Below are 17,279 nucleotides of genomic sequence, written 5' to 3' on the forward strand. Positions count from 1 at the left end.
CACCTCTTACATTTTATCTAAAGGCCTTGTATCACTAGGGTAAAATTGGCAAATTAGATAGAAATGAACGTTCTGTTCGCTTATACCCGTTTGATAGTAGCGCAATATAAATGATCACCTCGATTAGTTTGTGTGATTGTATGGAGTTATTGCGTATTTAAAGGAGATTCACCATGTCACAAAAGATGACAGTACAACTTTCATCAGCAGCAGCAGCCGCTCATTGGGGCGACAATGCTCTTATTTCATTTGCCTCTGAAGGCGCAGTAATTCACATTACAAATGATGATGTGTATGGTGCCATTCAACAAGCAGCAAGAAAGTTAAACGGTCAGGGTATTGTTACTGTTGAATTAAAGGGGTCTGAATGGGGTCTTGAGTCTATCTGGTCTTTTGTTCAAGGTTTCCGTGATTCTAAAAACAATAACGATGTTGTTTGGACTGCATTGGTTGACGCTGATGAGAAAGAATTGAATGCACGAATTTTAACGACCAATTGGACGCGTGACATTATAAATAAAACGGCAGAAGAAGTTGCCCCTCGTCAACTAGCAACAATGGCCTCCGAGTTTATTAAGTCGGTCGCACCAGCTGGAACAGTGAAAACTAAAATTGTTAAAGACAAAGATCTTCTAACTGAAGGTTGGACGGGAACATATGCTGTTGGCCGTGGTTCTGAGCGCACATCAGCGATGCTGCAATTGGATTACAACCCTACAGGTGATGAAAATGCGCCTGTGTACGCTTGTCTTGTCGGTAAAGGCATTACGTTTGATTCTGGTGGTTACAGCATTAAACCTTCAGGTGGCATGGCATCAATGAAGGCTGACATGGGCGGCTCTGCATTAGCGACAGCTGGTCTTGCAATGTCTATTCTTCGTGGTTTAGATAAGCGTGTTAAGTTGATTCTATGTTGTGCTGAAAATATGATCTCAGGTCGAGCATTAAAGTTAGGTGATATTATTACCTATAAAAATGGCAAAACAGTTGAGATTTTAAATACTGACGCAGAAGGTCGATTAGTATTAGCCGATGGTCTTCAATTTGCGTCAGCACAAAATCCAGAACTGATTATTGATTGTGCGACCTTAACTGGCTCAGCAAAAATGGCAGTAGGTAATGACTTCCATTCTTTATTAAGTTTTGATGATGAGTTGAGCCAAAAAGCATTAATCTCTGCTCAGGAAGAAAATGAAGGTCTGTGGCGTTTACCGTTAATGGAATTTCATCGTAATATGCTACCATCGAACTTTGCTGATTTGGCAAATATTGGTTCGGGTTCATACTCACCGGGTGCAAGTACTGCTGCTGGTTTCCTTTCTTACTTTGTCGATGACTATAAGAAAGGGTGGTTACATATGGATTGTTCAGCAACGTATCGTACCGCACCATCAGATAAGTGGTCAGCCGGTGCAACCGGTGTAGGCGTAAGAACGTTAGCGAACCTACTTACAAAATAACAAATAAGAGATCGAGCCATAAACTTGGTCTTTTTTCTTATAACTATAATAGCTTCAAAAGAAGTAAAAGAAACTTAAAGGAAAGTAAAATGACAATAGAACGTACTTTTTCAATTGTAAAACCAGATGCTGTTAAGCGTAATCTTATTGGTGCTATTTACCGTCGTATTGAAAAAACAGGTATGCAAGTTGTTGCAGCTAAAATGCTGCGTTTAACTAAAGAACAAGCGGAAGGTTTTTATGCCGAGCATGAAGGAAAAGAGTTCTTTAATGATCTAGTTGCTTATATGATTTCTGGTCCAGTAATGGTACAGGTGTTAGAAGGTGAAAATGCCGTTGTTCGTTACCGTGAATTAATGGGTAAAACTAACCCAGCAGAAGCTGCTTGTGGCTCACTGCGTGCAGATTATGCAATCAGCATGCGTTATAACTCTGTTCATGGGGCTGATAGTCCTGAATCAGCAGCGCGTGAAATTGCGTACTTCTTCGCTGATGATGAAATCTGTCCTCGTCCTGCTGAATAAAGCATTAAGGTCGGTCGCAAGCTCCCTTGAAGGGTTCAGAGGGGCTTGCTTTTAGTCTGGTATAGAAAATAAAATAGTCAATACGGTAAATTTTCTTTTCTATACAGATTAATCATACATCCGCTTCAAACTTCTAATCGCTAGTAATATCTTCCCAAAACTTGTACAATTCTGCGCCCGATATTCGCGGTGATGTTATTTATCAGAGAGGCTACATGACTACAGCTAAAATCAATCTACTGGACTTTGATCGTAAAGGACTTCGAGCATTTTTTTCTGAGGAATTAGGAGAAAAAGCATTCAGAGCCGATCAAATCATGAAGTGGATGTATCACTTTGGTTGTGATGACTTCGATCAAATGAACAACATCAACAAAAAACTTCGTGAGAAATTAAAACACAAATGTGAGATCCGCGCACCTTACGTATCTGAAGCTCAGTATTCTGTTGATGGCACCATCAAATGGGCGATGAAAGTAGGCGATCAAGACGTTGAAACGGTCTATATTCCAGATGGAGAGCGTGCAACTTTATGCGTTTCTTCTCAAGTGGGTTGTGCGCTTGCTTGTACATTCTGCTCAACAGCACAACAAGGATTTAACCGTAACCTTAAAGTTTCTGAAATTGTAGGTCAAATTTGGCGAGCCGCTCGTGAAATTGGTTTAGAAAAAGAAACGGGTCGCCGTCCAATTACTAATGTAGTAATGATGGGGATGGGTGAGCCGCTACTTAACATGAAAAATCTAATTCCATCATTAGACATCATGCTTGATGATCTAGGTTTTGGTTTATCTAAGCGTCGCGTTACCGTGTCTACCTCTGGTGTTGTATCTGGCTTAGAGCAAATGATTGGTAAAGTGGATGTTGCACTTGCTATTTCTCTTCATGCACCAACCGATGAACTACGTAGTGAAATCATGCCAATCAATGATCGTTGGAACATTGAAGCATTCTTAGCGTGTGTTCGTGAATATATCGCCTCATCAAATGCAAACCGTGGTCGTGTGACGGTAGAGTACGTACTTTTAGATCATGTTAATGATGATATGGATCATGCAAGACAACTCGCAGAATTACTAAAAGATACCCCAGCAAAGATTAATTTGATTCCATTTAACCCATATCCTGGGTCACCATACAAGAAGCCAAGTAATTCACGTATTGATCGATTCATGAAAACACTAATGGAATACGATTTTACGGTAACGGTTCGTAGAACACGTGGTGATGATATTGATGCGGCTTGTGGTCAATTAGTGGGTGATGTAATCGATAGAACTAAACGTACTCAAGCTAAACAGCAAGGCGAGGCAATCCCTGTTAAAACTGTTTAATCTTGAAGTATCACAGCAAGGGAAAGCTGAATGCGAAAATGGAGAGCAGTAGTACTAACGATTGGAATGTTAATGAATGCTGGTTGCGTCACTGTCAATGAAGCAGATGAAATGACAAAAAAAGAGGTAATTCGAGCTGCTGAAGCTCGAATTACACTTGGATTAAGTTATATAAATGCGGGGGATATGGTAAAAGCCCGTGAAAATTTGGAACTGGCTGCACAATACGCTCCTGACTATTATCGCTCTCAAACCTCGCTCGCCTATTATTATCAACAAGTAGATGAAAATGCTTTAGCTGAAAAGGCTTACAAACGAGCATTACGTTCTTCGTCAAAAAATGGTAATGTATTGAATAACTACGGCGTTTTTCTTTGTGAGAATGGTCGTTATGAGGAGGCGCAACACGCGTTTTCTCAAGCAATAGAACAACCTTACTACTATCTTGTTTCTACAAGCTATGAAAATGCAGCCATGTGCGCGTTGAGTAGTGGGGATGAAGTGACAGCAAAAATGTATTTTGAGCGCTCTTTGGCTCATGATCCAAATCGTGTTCGTTCTACCCTTCAGTTGGCAAAATTGAATATTGATGAAGGTAACTATTCAGAACCGAGAATTGCGCTGTTTAAATTTAATAAGAAGTACGGATACACACCCGTTAGCCTAAGCTTACTCATAGAATTAGAAAAAAAAGCAGGCAATGCGCATTTAGTTAATAAATACGCAAACATACTTAAAAAAGAGTATCCGAACTTCAATGAACATTAGAATGATATAAATTATGACGACTGAACAAATTGTTGAAGAAAAAGTAGAAAAAGTAGAAACATTAGTGGCTCCTGGCCTATTGCTACAAAATGCTCGTGAAAAGCAGCAATTAACTCTTGAAGATATTTCATCTCGTTTACGTTTACGAGTCGAAGTTTTAGAACAGATTGAAGCAGATCAATTTGATATGGGTAAGCTCGCTACCTTTACGCGTGGTTATTATCGCTCTTACGCTAAAGTTGTGAATATATCTGAAGAAAAAGTATTAGATGCATTAGATCAATTAGGTAAAGCCAAGATTGAACAACATGATATGCAGAGTTTCTCAGGTAAGACAAAAAGAGAGAAACATGATAAGCGTATAATGAAGCTTACGTGGGTTATCTTTGCATTGATTTTGAGCATGTCAGTATTGTGGTGGTGGCAGGAACAAGCGCAACTAGAAAGTAAAAATGATGCAGAGCTCATCACTGAGGTGGCTGCTTCTGAAGACCAAGTCGTAGAGGTAAAACCTACTTTAGAAAAAGCAGAAATGCTTGAGGTTGACACTAACCTTTCTGAATTAGAAACTGATCCATCTAAGCTTGAACAAGAAACAGCAGATAAACCAGACGTTGCTGTTGAGCCTGTAGATGTTGCTACTAACTCTGTAGACGCTGATGTTGATTATGTAGATGTTAAGACGCCTGTTTTGGCTGACACTGACACATCAAAAGCGATAATCAGTGAAGATGTTGTGATGACATTCAATGATGATTGTTGGTTACAAGTTCAAGATGCTTCAAACAATCGCCTATATTCAGGTGTTAAAAAAGCAAATCAAACATTAAAACTAACAGGTAAAGCGCCTTATAAATTGGTGATCGGTGCTCCAAACTCTGTAACACTAATGTATAAAGGTAAACCTGTTGATTTATCTGCCTATCCGGCGGGTAAAGTTGCACGATTAACCCTACCTCAATAATGAGTTGATTCCATGCATATAGAGTCCCCAATCAAACGTCGCCAATCTACCCGCATTTATGTGGGTAATGTGCCTATTGGTGATGGCGCACCTATCGCTGTTCAGTCTATGACGAATACGTTAACGACTGATGTTGCAGCTACCGTTGCACAAATTAATGCACTTCAAAAAGTCGGTGCCGATATTGTACGTGTTTCGGTTCCAACCATGGATGCTGCGGAAGCGTTTAAGTTAATTAAACAGCAAGTGTCTGTGCCATTAGTCGCTGATATTCATTTTGATTACCGTATCGCGTTACAAGTAGCGGAGTATGGAGTTGATTGTTTGCGTATCAACCCTGGTAATATTGGTAACGAGCAGCGTATTCGCTCTGTTGTTGATTGTGCAAAAGATAAAAATATCCCGATTCGCATTGGTGTGAATGGCGGCTCATTAGAAAAAGACATTCAAGTTAAATACAAAGAGCCTACGGCCCAAGCGTTACTTGAGTCGGCAATGCGCCATGTAGATATCTTGGAAAGAATGAACTTTGATCAATTTAAAGTTAGCGTAAAAGCATCAGATGTTTTCTTAGCCGTTGACTCTTACCGCTTATTAGCAAAACAAATTGCTCAGCCATTGCATTTAGGCATTACTGAAGCGGGCGGTGCTCGTGCTGGTTCTGTTAAATCAGCCGTTGGCCTAGGCATGTTATTGTCTGAAGGCATTGGCGATACATTACGTATTTCTTTGGCAGCAGATCCAATCGAAGAAATTAAAGTAGGCTTTGATATTTTAAAATCATTGCGTATTCGTTCTCGTGGTATTAACTTTATTGCTTGTCCAACGTGTTCTCGTCAAGAGTTCGATGTGATTGCAACGGTGAACGAGCTAGAGCAACGATTAGAAGATTTAATCACACCAATGGATGTATCTCTCATTGGTTGTGTCGTGAATGGCCCAGGAGAAGCTGAAGTGTCTCATATGGGTATTGCGGGAAGTAATCGTAGAAGTGCGTTCTATGAAGATGGTATTCGTCAGAAAGAACGTTTTGATAACGACAATATTGTGGACAAACTAGAAGCAAAGATCCGCGCAAAAGCGGCAACGTTATCAAAAGAAAACCAAATTGAAATTAACCAGATTGACTGATTAATTGTAGATATAAACAAACCCATTGGGAAGTGAACGTGGCTAAAGCAATCCAAGCAATTCGAGGCATGAATGACTGCCTTCCAACACAATCGCCATTGTGGCACAAAGTTGAAGATAGCGTAAAACGCGTTATCAGTGCATACGGTTACAACGAAGTTCGTATGCCTATTGTTGAACAAACAAACTTATTTAAACGTGCTATCGGTGAAGTCACTGATGTTGTTGAAAAAGAAATGTACACGTTTGAAGACCGTAATGGTGATAGCCTAACACTACGTCCTGAAGGGACCGCTGGTTGTGTTCGTGCTGGAATTGAAAATGGTTTGTTGTATAACCAAGAACAACGTTTATGGTATATGGGTCCAATGTTCCGTCATGAGCGTCCTCAAAAAGGTCGTTACCGTCAATTCCACCAGGTGGGTGTTGAAGTTTTCGGTCTGAATGGTCCTGACGTTGATGCAGAACTGATTATGATGACTGCTCGTTTATGGCGTGAACTAGGCATCGATAAACACGTACGTTTAGAGCTAAATTCTATTGGATCATTAGACGCACGTGCAAATTACCGTGTTGCTTTAGTTGAATTCTTAGAACAACACTTAGACGTGTTAGATGACGATTGTAAACGTCGTATGCACACTAACCCAATGCGTGTTCTTGATACTAAAAACCCAGATGTACAAGCGATTTTAGGTGATGCACCTAAGTTGTCTGAGTACTTAGATGATGATTCAAAAGTACATTTTTCTGGTTTATGTGAACTACTTGACGCTGCTGGCATCCAATATCAAGTTAATGAACGTTTAGTTCGTGGATTAGACTATTATAACCGTACTGTTTTTGAGTGGATTACTGAAAGCTTAGGCGCTCAAGGCACGGTATGTGGTGGTGGTCGTTATGATGGACTTGTTGAACAACTAGGTGGTAAAACTACACCTGCAGTTGGTTTCGCTATGGGTTTAGAGCGTTTAGTGCTACTAATGGAAACATTAGAACTAAATGACGTGCGTCGCTCAGTGGATGTCTACATGGTTACTTCTGGTGAAGGCACCTTGATGGCAGGTATGAAACTGGCTGAATCGTTACGTGAACAAGTTCCAGGTTTACGAGTTATGTGCCATTTCGGTGGTGGTAATTTTAAAAAGCAATTCAAACGTGCTGATAATGTTGGTGCTGCGGTTGTTCTTATCTTAGGTGAGAGTGAAGTGGCAGAGCAGACAGTAAACGTTAAAAACTTACTTACTGGTGAGCAAGAAACTTTAGCTCAAGCAGATGTATTCGCAAAATTAGCTGATTTAAGAGGATAGGACGTGGAAGCCTACGAAACTGAAGAGCAACAAGTTGAAGCCATTAAAAGTTGGTGGAAAGAAAACGGCAAGGCTGTCGTTGTTGGTGGCGTTGTTGGTATTGGTGCGATTTTAGGTTGGAAATATTACCAATCGGCGCAAGTTGAAGCACAAGATGCAGCTTCAATGTCTTATGAAAAAACACTGACCGTATTGCAAGCTTCTGGTGCAGAAGCAGCAGAGTCAACTCAAGTATTTATTACGGCTAATGCCAAAAGTGAATATGCTGTATTAGCAGCTCTTCAATTGGCAAAAGTACAGGTAGACGCCGGTCAACTTGATGCGGCATTAGAACAATTAAACTGGGTTGCAAGTAACAGCAAAGACGAATCTTTGATTGCTACTGCTCAAGTTCGTGTTGCACGTATTCAAGCACAACAAGAACAATTTGATGCAGCATTAAGCACATTAGCTAATGTTAAATCAACAAGTTGGTCTGCTCGTGTTGCTGAAGTTAAAGGTGATATTGCTCTAGAACAAGGTGATATCGCAACGGCTCGTACAGCTTATACTGAAGCATTACAAGCTGGAATGAACCAAGCGGTTCAGATGAAACTGGATGATTTAGCAGAGTAAGGACAATTGAATGCGTAAGGTGTTAAAAAAAGCGGCATTATGTACCTTTGGTTTCTCCATGCTTTTTGGCTGTGCGAGTGAAGAAGATACAATCGTAATGGCACCGGTTCCTGTTGTTCAAAATCAATTTGAACCAACTACGGAATGGACAAGTTCAATTGGTGATGGTGTTGGGCATTATTTTTCACGTCTAACACCAGTTTATGCTTATCAAAAAGTTTATGTAGCAAGTCGTGATGGTCTTGTTAAAGCGCTTGATCCTGAAAATGGAAAAACCATTTGGGAGCAGGACTTAGAACAAGATACATCTGCTCGATTATCTGGTGGATTAACCTTAACTTACGGCAAGGTATTCATTGGCTCTGAGAACGGAGAGATCATTACACTTGATGCAGAGACTGGCGAAGAGTTATGGCGAAAGAATGTTGATGGTGAAGTTCTTGCTAAACCATTAGCAGATGAAGGCTATGTTATTGTTCATAGCAGTCGTGGTGCTCTTGTTGCTTTTGATGCTGAAACAGGCGATGAAAAGTGGCAAATCAATAGCGAGGTGCCTAACTTAACTCTTCGTGGTGACAGTGCGCCAGTCAGTATTTCAGGTGGTGTTTTTTGGGGCATGTCGAATGGTCGTTTAGCTGCTGCACTGATCTCTAAAGGTCAATTGCTATGGCAACAACCAGTAGGTACACCAAAAGGAGCTACTGAGATTGATCGTTTGGTTGATGTTGATGCCTCTCCACTTATTTTAGGTGGTCGTTTATATACGATTGGTTATAACGGACAGCTAATTGCATTAGATCTTCGTTCTGGGCAGCCAGTATGGAAGCGTAATTACTCATCAGCGATGAATATATCATCCGATGGTAAACGTCTTTTTTTAGTCACAGAAAAAGATCATGTTGTTGCTGTTGATGCGCGAAGCGGTACAGAGCTTTGGAGCAATGAAGAGCTAGAGTATCGTCAGCTAACATCGCCAATGATTATTGATAATTATATAGTTTTAGCCGATAGTGAAGGATATTTACATTGGTTAGATAGAGATTCTGGACTGTTTGTTTCGCAACAAGAGATTGACAGTGACGGCATCGCAGTATCACCGATCATCGTTGAAGACGGTTTTTTAATTGTCACTCGCGAAGGCGATATCAAAAAAATGCGAATTAAATAAGTTTTATTTGCTATAATTGTGAATTGGCTCCAAGTCCTTTTGACTTTGGGGCCTTTTATTGTTTTTAGATAGTGAAAGATAATCCAATTTGGTGATGGCTTTTATCTGTTGATATTACACAAAACCATCATCAAATTGGTATTAGCTCGCGCTATGCCTATGATTAAATTAAGAGGTATATATGATTCCTGTTGTTGCTCTGGTAGGGCGTCCAAATGTTGGTAAATCGACGCTGTTCAACCGTGTTACACGCACAAGGGATGCATTAGTTGCTGACTTTCCAGGTTTAACTCGTGACCGTAAATATGGCCGCGCTAAGTTGGAAGAGCTTGAATTCATTTTGATCGATACCGGCGGTATTGATGGAACTGAAGAAGGTGTAGAAACTAAAATGGCTGAACAGTCATTAGCTGCGATTGAAGAAGCCGATGTTGTGCTATTTATGGTTGATGGCCGTGCAGGTTTAACATCATCTGATGAAGCGATTGCAAAACATCTACGTTCACGTGAAAAACCAACGTTCTTAGTAGTAAATAAGATCGATGGTATTGATGCTGATGCAGCAAGTGCAGAGTTCTGGCAATTAGGGATGAACAAAGTTTATCAAATTGCAGCTTCACATGGTCGTGGTGTAACGTCCCTACTTGAATTGGCTCTAGCTCCTTTTATGGAAGAGTTAATTCAAGAATCTTTGAAAGACGAAAATGGTGAGATCATGGATCTTACTGAATTTGAAGACTTTGAAGAAGAAGAAAAAGATCGTACAGAAGAAGATGCAGAAAAAGATTTTTCACGTCTTCAGGATCAACCAATTAAACTGGCGATCATCGGTCGTCCTAACGTAGGTAAATCAACGCTAATTAACCGTATTTTAGGTGAAGAGCGTGTGGTTGTTTATGATATGCCAGGTACTACTCGTGACTCGATTTACATTCCAATGGAACGTGAAGGTCAAGAGTACGTACTTATCGATACAGCAGGTGTTCGTCGCCGTGGCCGTATCAATGAAACGGTTGAGAAATTCTCTGTAATCAAAACATTGAAAGCGGTTGAAGATGCTAACGTAGTATTGCTTGTTATCGATGCTCGTGAAAACATCTCAGATCAAGATCTAAGCTTATTGGGCTTTGCATTGAACGCAGGTCGTTCATTAGTTATTGCTGTAAATAAGTGGGATGGTCTTGATAATGAAGTTAAAGAGAAAGTAAAATCTGAGTTAGATCGTCGTCTAGGTTTTGTTGATTTTGCTCGTCTTCACTTTATTTCAGCTCTACATGGTACAGGTGTTGGTCATTTATATGAATCAGTACAAGAAGCGTATGTTTCTGCTACTAAGCGTGTAGGTACATCTGTTCTTACTCGTATCATGAAGATGGCTCAAGATGATCACCAACCACCAATGGTTCGTGGCCGTCGTGTGAAATTGAAATATGCACACGCAGGTGGTTATAACCCACCGCTTATCGTTATTCACGGTAACCAAGTAAAAGAATTACCTTCTTCTTACAAACGTTTCTTAATGAACTACTTCCGTAAATCATTAGAAATTATGGGCACACCTATTCGTATTCAATTCCAGAATAGTGAAAACCCATTCGAAGATCGTGGTGGTAAGTTGACTCTATCTCAAGAGCGTCAACGCAAGCGTCTAGTTGGTGCTGTGAAAAACCGTAATAAAAAGTAATCAATAGTTACTTTACTTACACATATTGAATAATAAAACGCCCACCTTGTTGGGCGTTTTTTTTAGGTGAAAATCATGATTCAGTTATCAGCAACAGAGATTCTTTTTTGTCATAACACATGGCAACACACATCAACGGTGCAATTAATCAAAGAAACAGATCAAGGTAAATGGTTTGTGACCAAAGAAACCCCTTTTCATCCAGTCAGCCATATTTGGCCAGATCACCTAGAAGATAAAGGGACAGTACAAATTGGCAGTGATGAATATCCAATACTTGCTTGTCAAACAGGATCAATTGAATTGGCAACGGGGGAGTTATATATAGATAAAAACATTCCTGTGAAGCGCGGTGAAGAAGGCTGGATATTTGTTGTTTCACATTTAATACCAAAAGAAGCCGATATTGCAGTAGAAAATACTGTCGAGTTAAAGGTTGATAAAGAATATCAAGATGCATTGAGTCGCGGGCACAGCGCAGGTCATATCGCTTATTTAGCATTAAATAAAGTGCTTCATACAAGCTATTGGCGTAAAGATGCAGATCGAAAAGATGAATTAGGGCATTACAATTTTAACAGTTATGCTCAAGAAACCAGTTTTGTCACAGAAGATCATTGTGAAGATGTGTATCGTTTAGGTAAAACATTACGTAAGCGTGGTCTTAATAGTACGGAAATGATGGAAAATCTTAACGCTATTACAGATCAAGTAAATCAGCAGATAACTGCGTGGCTGGCCTTAGATCATGAAATTTCTATTGAGTGTGAAGGTAAAGCGTTAACCGATTCACGTTACTGGATAGCAGATTTTGGTATAGATGGCGTAGTAAAACTTCCTTGCGGTGGAACTCATGTGACTTCATTTAAAGAATATCAAGAGATCCGAGTTGAACTGAAAGCACAAGGTGAACAAGAGTTATTAATGCTTACTCATTCGAAAAATAGACGTTGAAATTGAAATTACATGCGATGTAACGTTTATTCTGCATTTTGTGTAATCTCCGCTTTTTCGACTAAAATCGATAGATGAAATGCTGATTGATGTTCTGGATCTTCTGTATTTACATCTTTAATTTGAAGTTTTATATCGTTTAAAATTGATAGACAGGATATGTAACTAATGCTTTCGGGGTGTGGTTGTATAAATGTTCTTAAAGGGCATGATCGCTGATCAGATCCCTATAAGCATAAAGATCCATGCTTTTTAAGATATACAGAGTGTTAGTATTTGATTGAAATAAATTAATAAGGAATGAGTGATGCAAACAAACGAATGTCCTAAGTGTCAGTCTGAATTACGTTGGAGTAGAGAAGGCTATCACTGTGATTTTTGTCAGTTGAATTTTAGAAAGGTAGCTTATTGCCAGGATTGCAATAAAGAGATGGAAAAGCTTAATGCGTGTGGAGCACCAAGCTATTTTTGCCATGATTGTAATGAGCTGAAATCAAAATCTCGTGCTAAAACTGAATTTGTGAAATCGGATTGAGCTAGTGATGCTAATTTAGATAAGTAAGCCGTTATTTGTTTAACTCGTTTACGGTAACTGTTGATTTAATTTCACCATCAACAAAGCGAGTAGTAATAATATCTCCTGTGCTGATTTGCTTTGTTGAAGTGATTACCGACCCTTTCTCATGTCGAGTAATAGAATAACCACGTCGCAAAGTTGCTAATGGGCTAACGGTATCTAGTTTTTCTGCTGCTAGAGCCAATTGATGGCGCTGCATTAGTAAATTTCTATCTATAGAATCTAATAAACGACGTTTTAATTCTTCAACACGTAATTTATCTTGAGAGACTTTTTTACTCGGAGATAAATTATTTAAGCGTAGAGTGAGGTTTTCAACGTTATGTTGATTACGCTGTAGTTGTTGCTGCATATGATTGATTAATCGTTGGCGCAAATCATCTAGCTTCTGACTTTGGTTATTCAACTGCATTTGTGGATGTTGCTTTTCAAGACGATGCTGTAATGCTGATAATTTACGTTGCTGAACCGATAAATAGCGTTCCATCGCATTGTGTAAGCGACGTCTCTGATGAGTTACCGTTTGTAGCTGAGAAGAGAGATCTCTACTTACTAGTTCTGCAGCAGCAGAAGGTGTTGGTGCTCGTACATCCGCAACAAAATCGGCAATAGTGACATCGATCTCATGACCAACAGCACTGACAATTGGGATCTTACTGGCGGCAATTGTTCTAGCAACTATCTCTTCATTAAAACACCAAAGATCTTCTAATGACCCCCCCCCACGACCCACGATCAATATATCACATTCATTACGGGTGTTTGCCCGTCCGATAGCTTGTGCTATTTGAATTGCAGCCGTAGATCCTTGAACCATCGTTGGGTAAATAACAACGGGTAAATTCGGATCTCGTCGTTTTAATACGTTTAAAATATCAAAAAGGGCGGCACCCGTTTTAGAGGTAATAATACCAACACGTTTTGGTTGCTCAGGTAAGGGTTGCTTCGCTGTTTGAGCAAAAAGCCCTTCAGCGGCGAGTGACATTTTTAATTGATCAAACTCTTGTTGAAGACGACCATCGCCTTCGGGTTGCATACTTTCAATGATTATTTGATAGTCACCGCGAGGCTCATAAAGGGAGAGGCGAGCTTTAACAAGAACTTGTTTACCATTTTGAGGTTTAAAAGTAACTCGGCGATTATTGCCTTTAAACATGGCACATTTGACTTGAGCTTGGCTGTCTTTAAGTGTGAGATACCAGTGACCAGAAACAGGCACAGTAAGGTTAGAAATTTCACCGATAAGCCAAACAATACCCATTTCATTTTCTAATAATAAACGAACTTCAGAATTCAATCGGGAGACTGTAAAGATGCGGGGATTAGAATCGAGAGACATGAGAATGCCTTAGACATGAATATAGGAATTAGCGGCAATATAATACATATCAAGGGGGTAATTGCAAATTAAAAATAAATAAATCTCTAGCCAAGCGTTTGCGCGGTGCGTATAATCCGTCTGCAATATCAAATCCAAAACACTTTATTATGCGAAACGATAAAGTGGGATTTATTTCTTTTAACACCTTATGTTGTGAGATATTGCAAATGCTACGAATCGTAAAAGAAGCTTTAACCTTCGATGACGTTTTACTCGTCCCAGCACACTCTACTGTTCTTCCTAACACCGCTGATATTCGCACTCAGTTAACGAAGAGCATCTCTCTAAATATCCCAATGATTTCAGCATCAATGGATACCGTGACAGAAGCGCGTCTTGCTATTGCGTTAGCGCAAGAAGGTGGCATCGGTTTTATCCACAAAAACATGTCAATTGAACAGCAAGCTGAAGAAGTTCGCTTAGTAAAAATCTTTGAGGCAGGCGTTGTCTCTGCTCCAGTAACCGTTCGTCCTGACGCAACTATCCAAGATGTGAAAGATCTGACTGAAAAACACGGTTTTGCTGGCTTCCCTGTAGTAACTGAAACTAACGAACTTGTTGGTATCATTACTGGGCGTGATGTTCGTTTCGTAACAGACTTATCTAAGAAAGTTGACGTTGTAATGACGCCAAAAGCACGCTTAGCTTCTGTTAAAGAAGGGGCAACTCGTGAAGAAGTTCAAGAGAAAATGCACGAAGCTCGCGTTGAGAAAGTATTGGTAGTGAACGATGAGTTCCAACTAACCGGTATGATCACAGCTAAAGATTTCCATAAAGCAGAACGTAAACCTAATGCATGTAAAGACGAACGTGGTCGCTTACGTGTTGGCGCTGCTGTTGGTGCTGGTGCTGGTAACGAAGAGCGCGTTGCTGCTCTTGTTGAAGCGGGTGTCGACGTTCTACTTATCGATTCATCACACGGTCACTCAGAAGGCGTTTTACAGCGTATTCGTGAAACTCGTGCTGCTTTCCCTGATCTACAAATCATCGGTGGTAACGTTGCGACTGGTTTAGGCGCTCAAGCATTAATTGATGCAGGCGTAAGTGCGGTTAAAGTAGGTATTGGCCCGGGTTCAATTTGTACTACTCGAATTGTAACTGGCGTTGGTGTTCCTCAAATTACTGCAATTTCAGACGCAGCTGAAGTGGCAAATGCTTACGGTATTCCTGTTATTGCAGATGGCGGCATTCGTTACTCTGGTGATATCTGTAAAGCAATCGCTGCCGGTGCATCATGTGTGATGGTTGGTTCAATGTTTGCTGGTACAGAAGAAGCGCCGGGTGAAGTTATTCTTTTCCAAGGTCGTTCATACAAATCTTATCGTGGCATGGGCTCTCTTGGCGCAATGTCTCAAGGTTCTTCAGACCGTTACTTCCAATCAGATAATGCAGCCGACAAACTTGTACCTGAAGGTATTGAAGGTCGTATCGCGTATCGAGGTCGTCTAAAAGAGATCGTTCACCAACAAATGGGTGGTTTACGTTCAAGCATGGGCCTAACTGGTTCAGCAACGATTGAAGACATGCGTACTAAAGCAGAATTTGTACGAATCTCAGGTGCGGGTATGAAAGAATCACACGTACATGATGTTCAAATCACGAAAGAAGCACCAAACTATCGCCTAGGCTAATTTTTCTTAATTTTCTTTGCAGAATCTTCCGATTTCGTTGTCAAAGGTACTCATTTACATTTGTAAACTCCGTGCCTTTTCCTAGAACTCGAATGATTCTGCTGTGAAATATAAAGAAAAAACTTTGTACCAAATTCAATTTTAAGCGTGTGGTTTATATAAAAGCCACACTAAATAAATGACTTTTTGAGAAAGACTAATGACGACTAATATCCACGATCAACGCATTCTTATTTTAGATTTTGGTTCTCAATACACGCAGCTTGTTGCGCGTCGTATCCGTGAGATTGGTGTTTACTGTGAGCTTTGGAGCTGGGATGTAGATGAATCTGACATCCGTGATTTTAATCCTGATGGCATCATCTTATCTGGTGGTCCAGAAAGTGTTACAGAAGCCAATTCTCCACGTGCACCTCAATATGTATTTGATTCTGGTGTTCCTGTATTCGGCGTATGTTACGGCATGCAAACAATGGCAGAGCAACTTGGCGGTAAAGTAGCAACGTCTACTGAGCGTGAATTTGGCTATGCTGCGGTTCAAGTAACGGGTGAATCAGCGTTGTTTAAAGATCTTGAAGCAACTCAAGATGTTTGGATGAGCCACGGTGATAAAGTTGTAGAAATTCCATCTGATTTCGTAAAAATTGCAGAGACAGAAACGTGTCCTTACGCTGCAATGGCAAATGAAGAGAAGAAATACTACGGTGTACAATTCCACCCAGAAGTAACACACACGAAAAATGGCCTAAAAATGCTTGAGAACTTTGTTCTCAATGTATGTGGCTGTGAAGGTTTGTGGACTTCAGCATCAATCATTGAAGATGCAATTGCTCGAATTAAAGAACAAGTGGGTGACGATGAAGTTATCCTTGGTCTTTCTGGTGGGGTTGATTCATCTGTGGTTGCGATGCTTGCTCACCGTGCGATTGGCGATAAACTAACTTGTGTATTTGTTGATAACGGTCTACTTCGTTTAAATGAAGCTGAACAAGTGATGGAAATGTTTAGCGAAGGCTTTGGTCTTAAGATCATTCATGTTGAAGCTGAAGATCGTTTCTTAACCGCGCTTGGCGGTGAATCAGATCCTGAAGCGAAACGTAAGATCATTGGTCATGTATTTGTTGATATCTTTGATGAAGAATCTAAGAAATTATCAAACGCAAAATGGTTAGCCCAAGGTACTATTTACCCTGACGTAATCGAATCTGCTGCATCGAAAACAGGTAAGGCACATGTAATCAAATCTCACCATAATGTTGGTGGTCTTCCTGATGACATGGAAATGGGTCTTGTTGAACCATTGCGTGAATTATTTAAAGATGAAGTTCGTAAGATCGGTCTTGAATTAGGTCTTCCATATAACATGCTTTATCGTCACCCGTTCCCTGGACCTGGTCTAGGTGTACGTGTTCTTGGTGAAGTTAAGAAAGAATACTGTGACTTACTTCGTCGTGCTGATGCGATCTTTATTGAAGAACTTCATAATGCCGATCTTTATAATAAAGTATCTCAAGCATTCACTGTGTTCTTACCAGTACGCTCTGTTGGCGTAATGGGTGATGGCCGTAAATACGACTGGGTTGTCTCTCTACGTGCGGTAGAAACCATTGATTTCATGACTGCGCATTGGGCACATTTACCATACGATTTCTTAGGTAAAGTATCTAACCGTATTATCAATGAAGTGGCTGGTATTTCTCGTGTTGTTTACGATATTTCAGGTAAGCCACCAGCGACGATTGAGTGGGAATAATCTTTAATCCTCACTAAATACAATA

The 17,279-nt window shown here is 40.2% G+C and carries 15 protein-coding genes; 14 read left to right on the forward strand and 1 reads right to left on the reverse strand.

The window, feature by feature from the left end; genetic code table 11:
- Positions 1–173 precede the first annotated feature (173 nt).
- The 12 genes from pepB to Q1K78_RS02625 all read left to right on the forward strand — a co-directional run bounded on the left by pepB (position 174) and on the right by Q1K78_RS02625 (position 12,447).
- Complete coding sequence (gene pepB / locus Q1K78_RS02570; protein WP_300174118.1) at positions 174–1,460, forward strand: aminopeptidase PepB; 1,287 nt, start codon at positions 174–176, stop codon at positions 1,458–1,460.
- A gap of 89 nt (positions 1,461–1,549) precedes the next feature.
- Entirely contained in the window at positions 1,550–1,984 is a 435-nt protein-coding gene (ndk, locus tag Q1K78_RS02575; protein ID WP_300174120.1) for a nucleoside-diphosphate kinase, read from the forward strand.
- A gap of 215 nt (positions 1,985–2,199) precedes the next feature.
- Positions 2,200–3,318 carry a bifunctional tRNA (adenosine(37)-C2)-methyltransferase TrmG/ribosomal RNA large subunit methyltransferase RlmN gene (locus tag Q1K78_RS02580; protein ID WP_300174122.1) on the forward strand — a complete coding sequence of 373 codons (1,119 nt, stop codon included), beginning with the start codon at positions 2,200–2,202 and terminating at the stop codon, positions 3,316–3,318.
- Between the two features lie 30 nt (positions 3,319–3,348).
- Positions 3,349–4,086, forward strand: coding sequence for a type IV pilus biogenesis/stability protein PilW (gene pilW / locus Q1K78_RS02585; protein WP_300174124.1), 738 nt, complete (start codon positions 3,349–3,351; stop codon positions 4,084–4,086).
- A 13-nt stretch (positions 4,087–4,099) separates the two neighbouring features.
- Positions 4,100–5,050 (forward strand): cytoskeleton protein RodZ, encoded by a 951-nt coding sequence (rodZ, locus tag Q1K78_RS02590; RefSeq protein ID WP_300174126.1) that lies wholly within the window; start codon positions 4,100–4,102, stop codon positions 5,048–5,050.
- A gap of 12 nt (positions 5,051–5,062) precedes the next feature.
- Positions 5,063–6,181 carry a flavodoxin-dependent (E)-4-hydroxy-3-methylbut-2-enyl-diphosphate synthase gene (ispG, locus tag Q1K78_RS02595; RefSeq protein ID WP_300174128.1) on the forward strand — a complete coding sequence of 373 codons (1,119 nt, stop codon included), beginning with the start codon at positions 5,063–5,065 and terminating at the stop codon, positions 6,179–6,181.
- Positions 6,182–6,219: 38 nt separating this feature from the next.
- Complete coding sequence (gene hisS, locus Q1K78_RS02600; protein WP_300174130.1) at positions 6,220–7,491, forward strand: histidine--tRNA ligase; 1,272 nt, start codon at positions 6,220–6,222, stop codon at positions 7,489–7,491.
- A 3-nt stretch (positions 7,492–7,494) separates the two neighbouring features.
- A complete protein-coding gene (locus Q1K78_RS02605; protein ID WP_300174132.1) occupies positions 7,495–8,106 on the forward strand; it encodes a tetratricopeptide repeat protein in 612 nt (203 codons plus the stop codon).
- A 10-nt stretch (positions 8,107–8,116) separates the two neighbouring features.
- Entirely contained in the window at positions 8,117–9,274 is a 1,158-nt protein-coding gene (gene bamB, locus Q1K78_RS02610; protein ID WP_300174134.1) for an outer membrane protein assembly factor BamB, read from the forward strand.
- 181 nt (positions 9,275–9,455) lie between these two features.
- Positions 9,456–10,958, forward strand: coding sequence for a ribosome biogenesis GTPase Der (gene der, locus Q1K78_RS02615; protein ID WP_300174136.1), 1,503 nt, complete (start codon positions 9,456–9,458; stop codon positions 10,956–10,958).
- A 75-nt stretch (positions 10,959–11,033) separates the two neighbouring features.
- Complete coding sequence (locus Q1K78_RS02620) at positions 11,034–11,912, forward strand: alanyl-tRNA editing protein (RefSeq protein WP_300174138.1); 879 nt, start codon at positions 11,034–11,036, stop codon at positions 11,910–11,912.
- Positions 11,913–12,219: 307 nt separating this feature from the next.
- Positions 12,220–12,447 carry a zinc ribbon domain-containing protein gene (locus tag Q1K78_RS02625; protein WP_300174140.1) on the forward strand — a complete coding sequence of 76 codons (228 nt, stop codon included), beginning with the start codon at positions 12,220–12,222 and terminating at the stop codon, positions 12,445–12,447.
- A gap of 31 nt (positions 12,448–12,478) precedes the next feature.
- Here Q1K78_RS02625 and xseA read toward each other — a convergent pair whose 3' ends face one another.
- The gene (gene xseA, locus Q1K78_RS02630; RefSeq protein WP_300174142.1) at positions 12,479–13,828 is read right to left on the reverse strand and encodes an exodeoxyribonuclease VII large subunit; all 1,350 of its coding nucleotides are present in this window, start codon (positions 13,826–13,828) and stop codon (positions 12,479–12,481) included.
- A 209-nt stretch (positions 13,829–14,037) separates the two neighbouring features.
- Between xseA and guaB the strand changes: the two genes are divergently transcribed.
- Together guaB and guaA are read left to right on the forward strand one after the other, a co-directional pair.
- On the forward strand, positions 14,038–15,501 hold the full coding sequence (gene guaB, locus Q1K78_RS02635) for an IMP dehydrogenase (RefSeq protein ID WP_300174144.1): 1,464 nt from the start codon (positions 14,038–14,040) through the stop codon (positions 15,499–15,501).
- 199 nt (positions 15,502–15,700) lie between these two features.
- Positions 15,701–17,254, forward strand: coding sequence for a glutamine-hydrolyzing GMP synthase (guaA, locus tag Q1K78_RS02640; RefSeq protein ID WP_300174145.1), 1,554 nt, complete (start codon positions 15,701–15,703; stop codon positions 17,252–17,254).
- The last annotated feature ends 25 nt before the right edge of the window (positions 17,255–17,279 follow it).

This window comes from uncultured Aliivibrio sp. (assembly GCF_946479765.1).
Taxonomy (GTDB): domain Bacteria; phylum Pseudomonadota; class Gammaproteobacteria; order Enterobacterales; family Vibrionaceae; genus Aliivibrio.

What these genes read in the sequence shown, in the direction of transcription:
- guaB (WP_300174144.1), top strand. Translation starts at nt 14,038, where the DNA reads ATGCTACGAATCGTAAAAGAAGCTTTAACCTTCGATGACGTTTTACTC.
- Q1K78_RS02580 (WP_300174122.1), top strand. Translation starts at nt 2,200, where the DNA reads ATGACTACAGCTAAAATCAATCTACTGGACTTTGATCGTAAAGGACTT.
- ispG (WP_300174128.1), top strand. Translation starts at nt 5,063, where the DNA reads ATGCATATAGAGTCCCCAATCAAACGTCGCCAATCTACCCGCATTTAT.
- pilW (WP_300174124.1), top strand. Translation starts at nt 3,349, where the DNA reads ATGCGAAAATGGAGAGCAGTAGTACTAACGATTGGAATGTTAATGAAT.
- rodZ (WP_300174126.1), top strand. Translation starts at nt 4,100, where the DNA reads ATGACGACTGAACAAATTGTTGAAGAAAAAGTAGAAAAAGTAGAAACA.
- ndk (WP_300174120.1), top strand. Translation starts at nt 1,550, where the DNA reads ATGACAATAGAACGTACTTTTTCAATTGTAAAACCAGATGCTGTTAAG.
- Q1K78_RS02620 (WP_300174138.1), top strand. Translation starts at nt 11,034, where the DNA reads ATGATTCAGTTATCAGCAACAGAGATTCTTTTTTGTCATAACACATGG.
- bamB (WP_300174134.1), top strand. Translation starts at nt 8,117, where the DNA reads ATGCGTAAGGTGTTAAAAAAAGCGGCATTATGTACCTTTGGTTTCTCC.
- pepB (WP_300174118.1), top strand. Translation starts at nt 174, where the DNA reads ATGTCACAAAAGATGACAGTACAACTTTCATCAGCAGCAGCAGCCGCT.
- guaA (WP_300174145.1), top strand. Translation starts at nt 15,701, where the DNA reads ATGACGACTAATATCCACGATCAACGCATTCTTATTTTAGATTTTGGT.
- der (WP_300174136.1), top strand. Translation starts at nt 9,456, where the DNA reads ATGATTCCTGTTGTTGCTCTGGTAGGGCGTCCAAATGTTGGTAAATCG.
- Q1K78_RS02625 (WP_300174140.1), top strand. Translation starts at nt 12,220, where the DNA reads ATGCAAACAAACGAATGTCCTAAGTGTCAGTCTGAATTACGTTGGAGT.
- xseA (WP_300174142.1), bottom strand. Translation starts at nt 13,828, where the DNA reads ATGTCTCTCGATTCTAATCCCCGCATCTTTACAGTCTCCCGATTGAAT.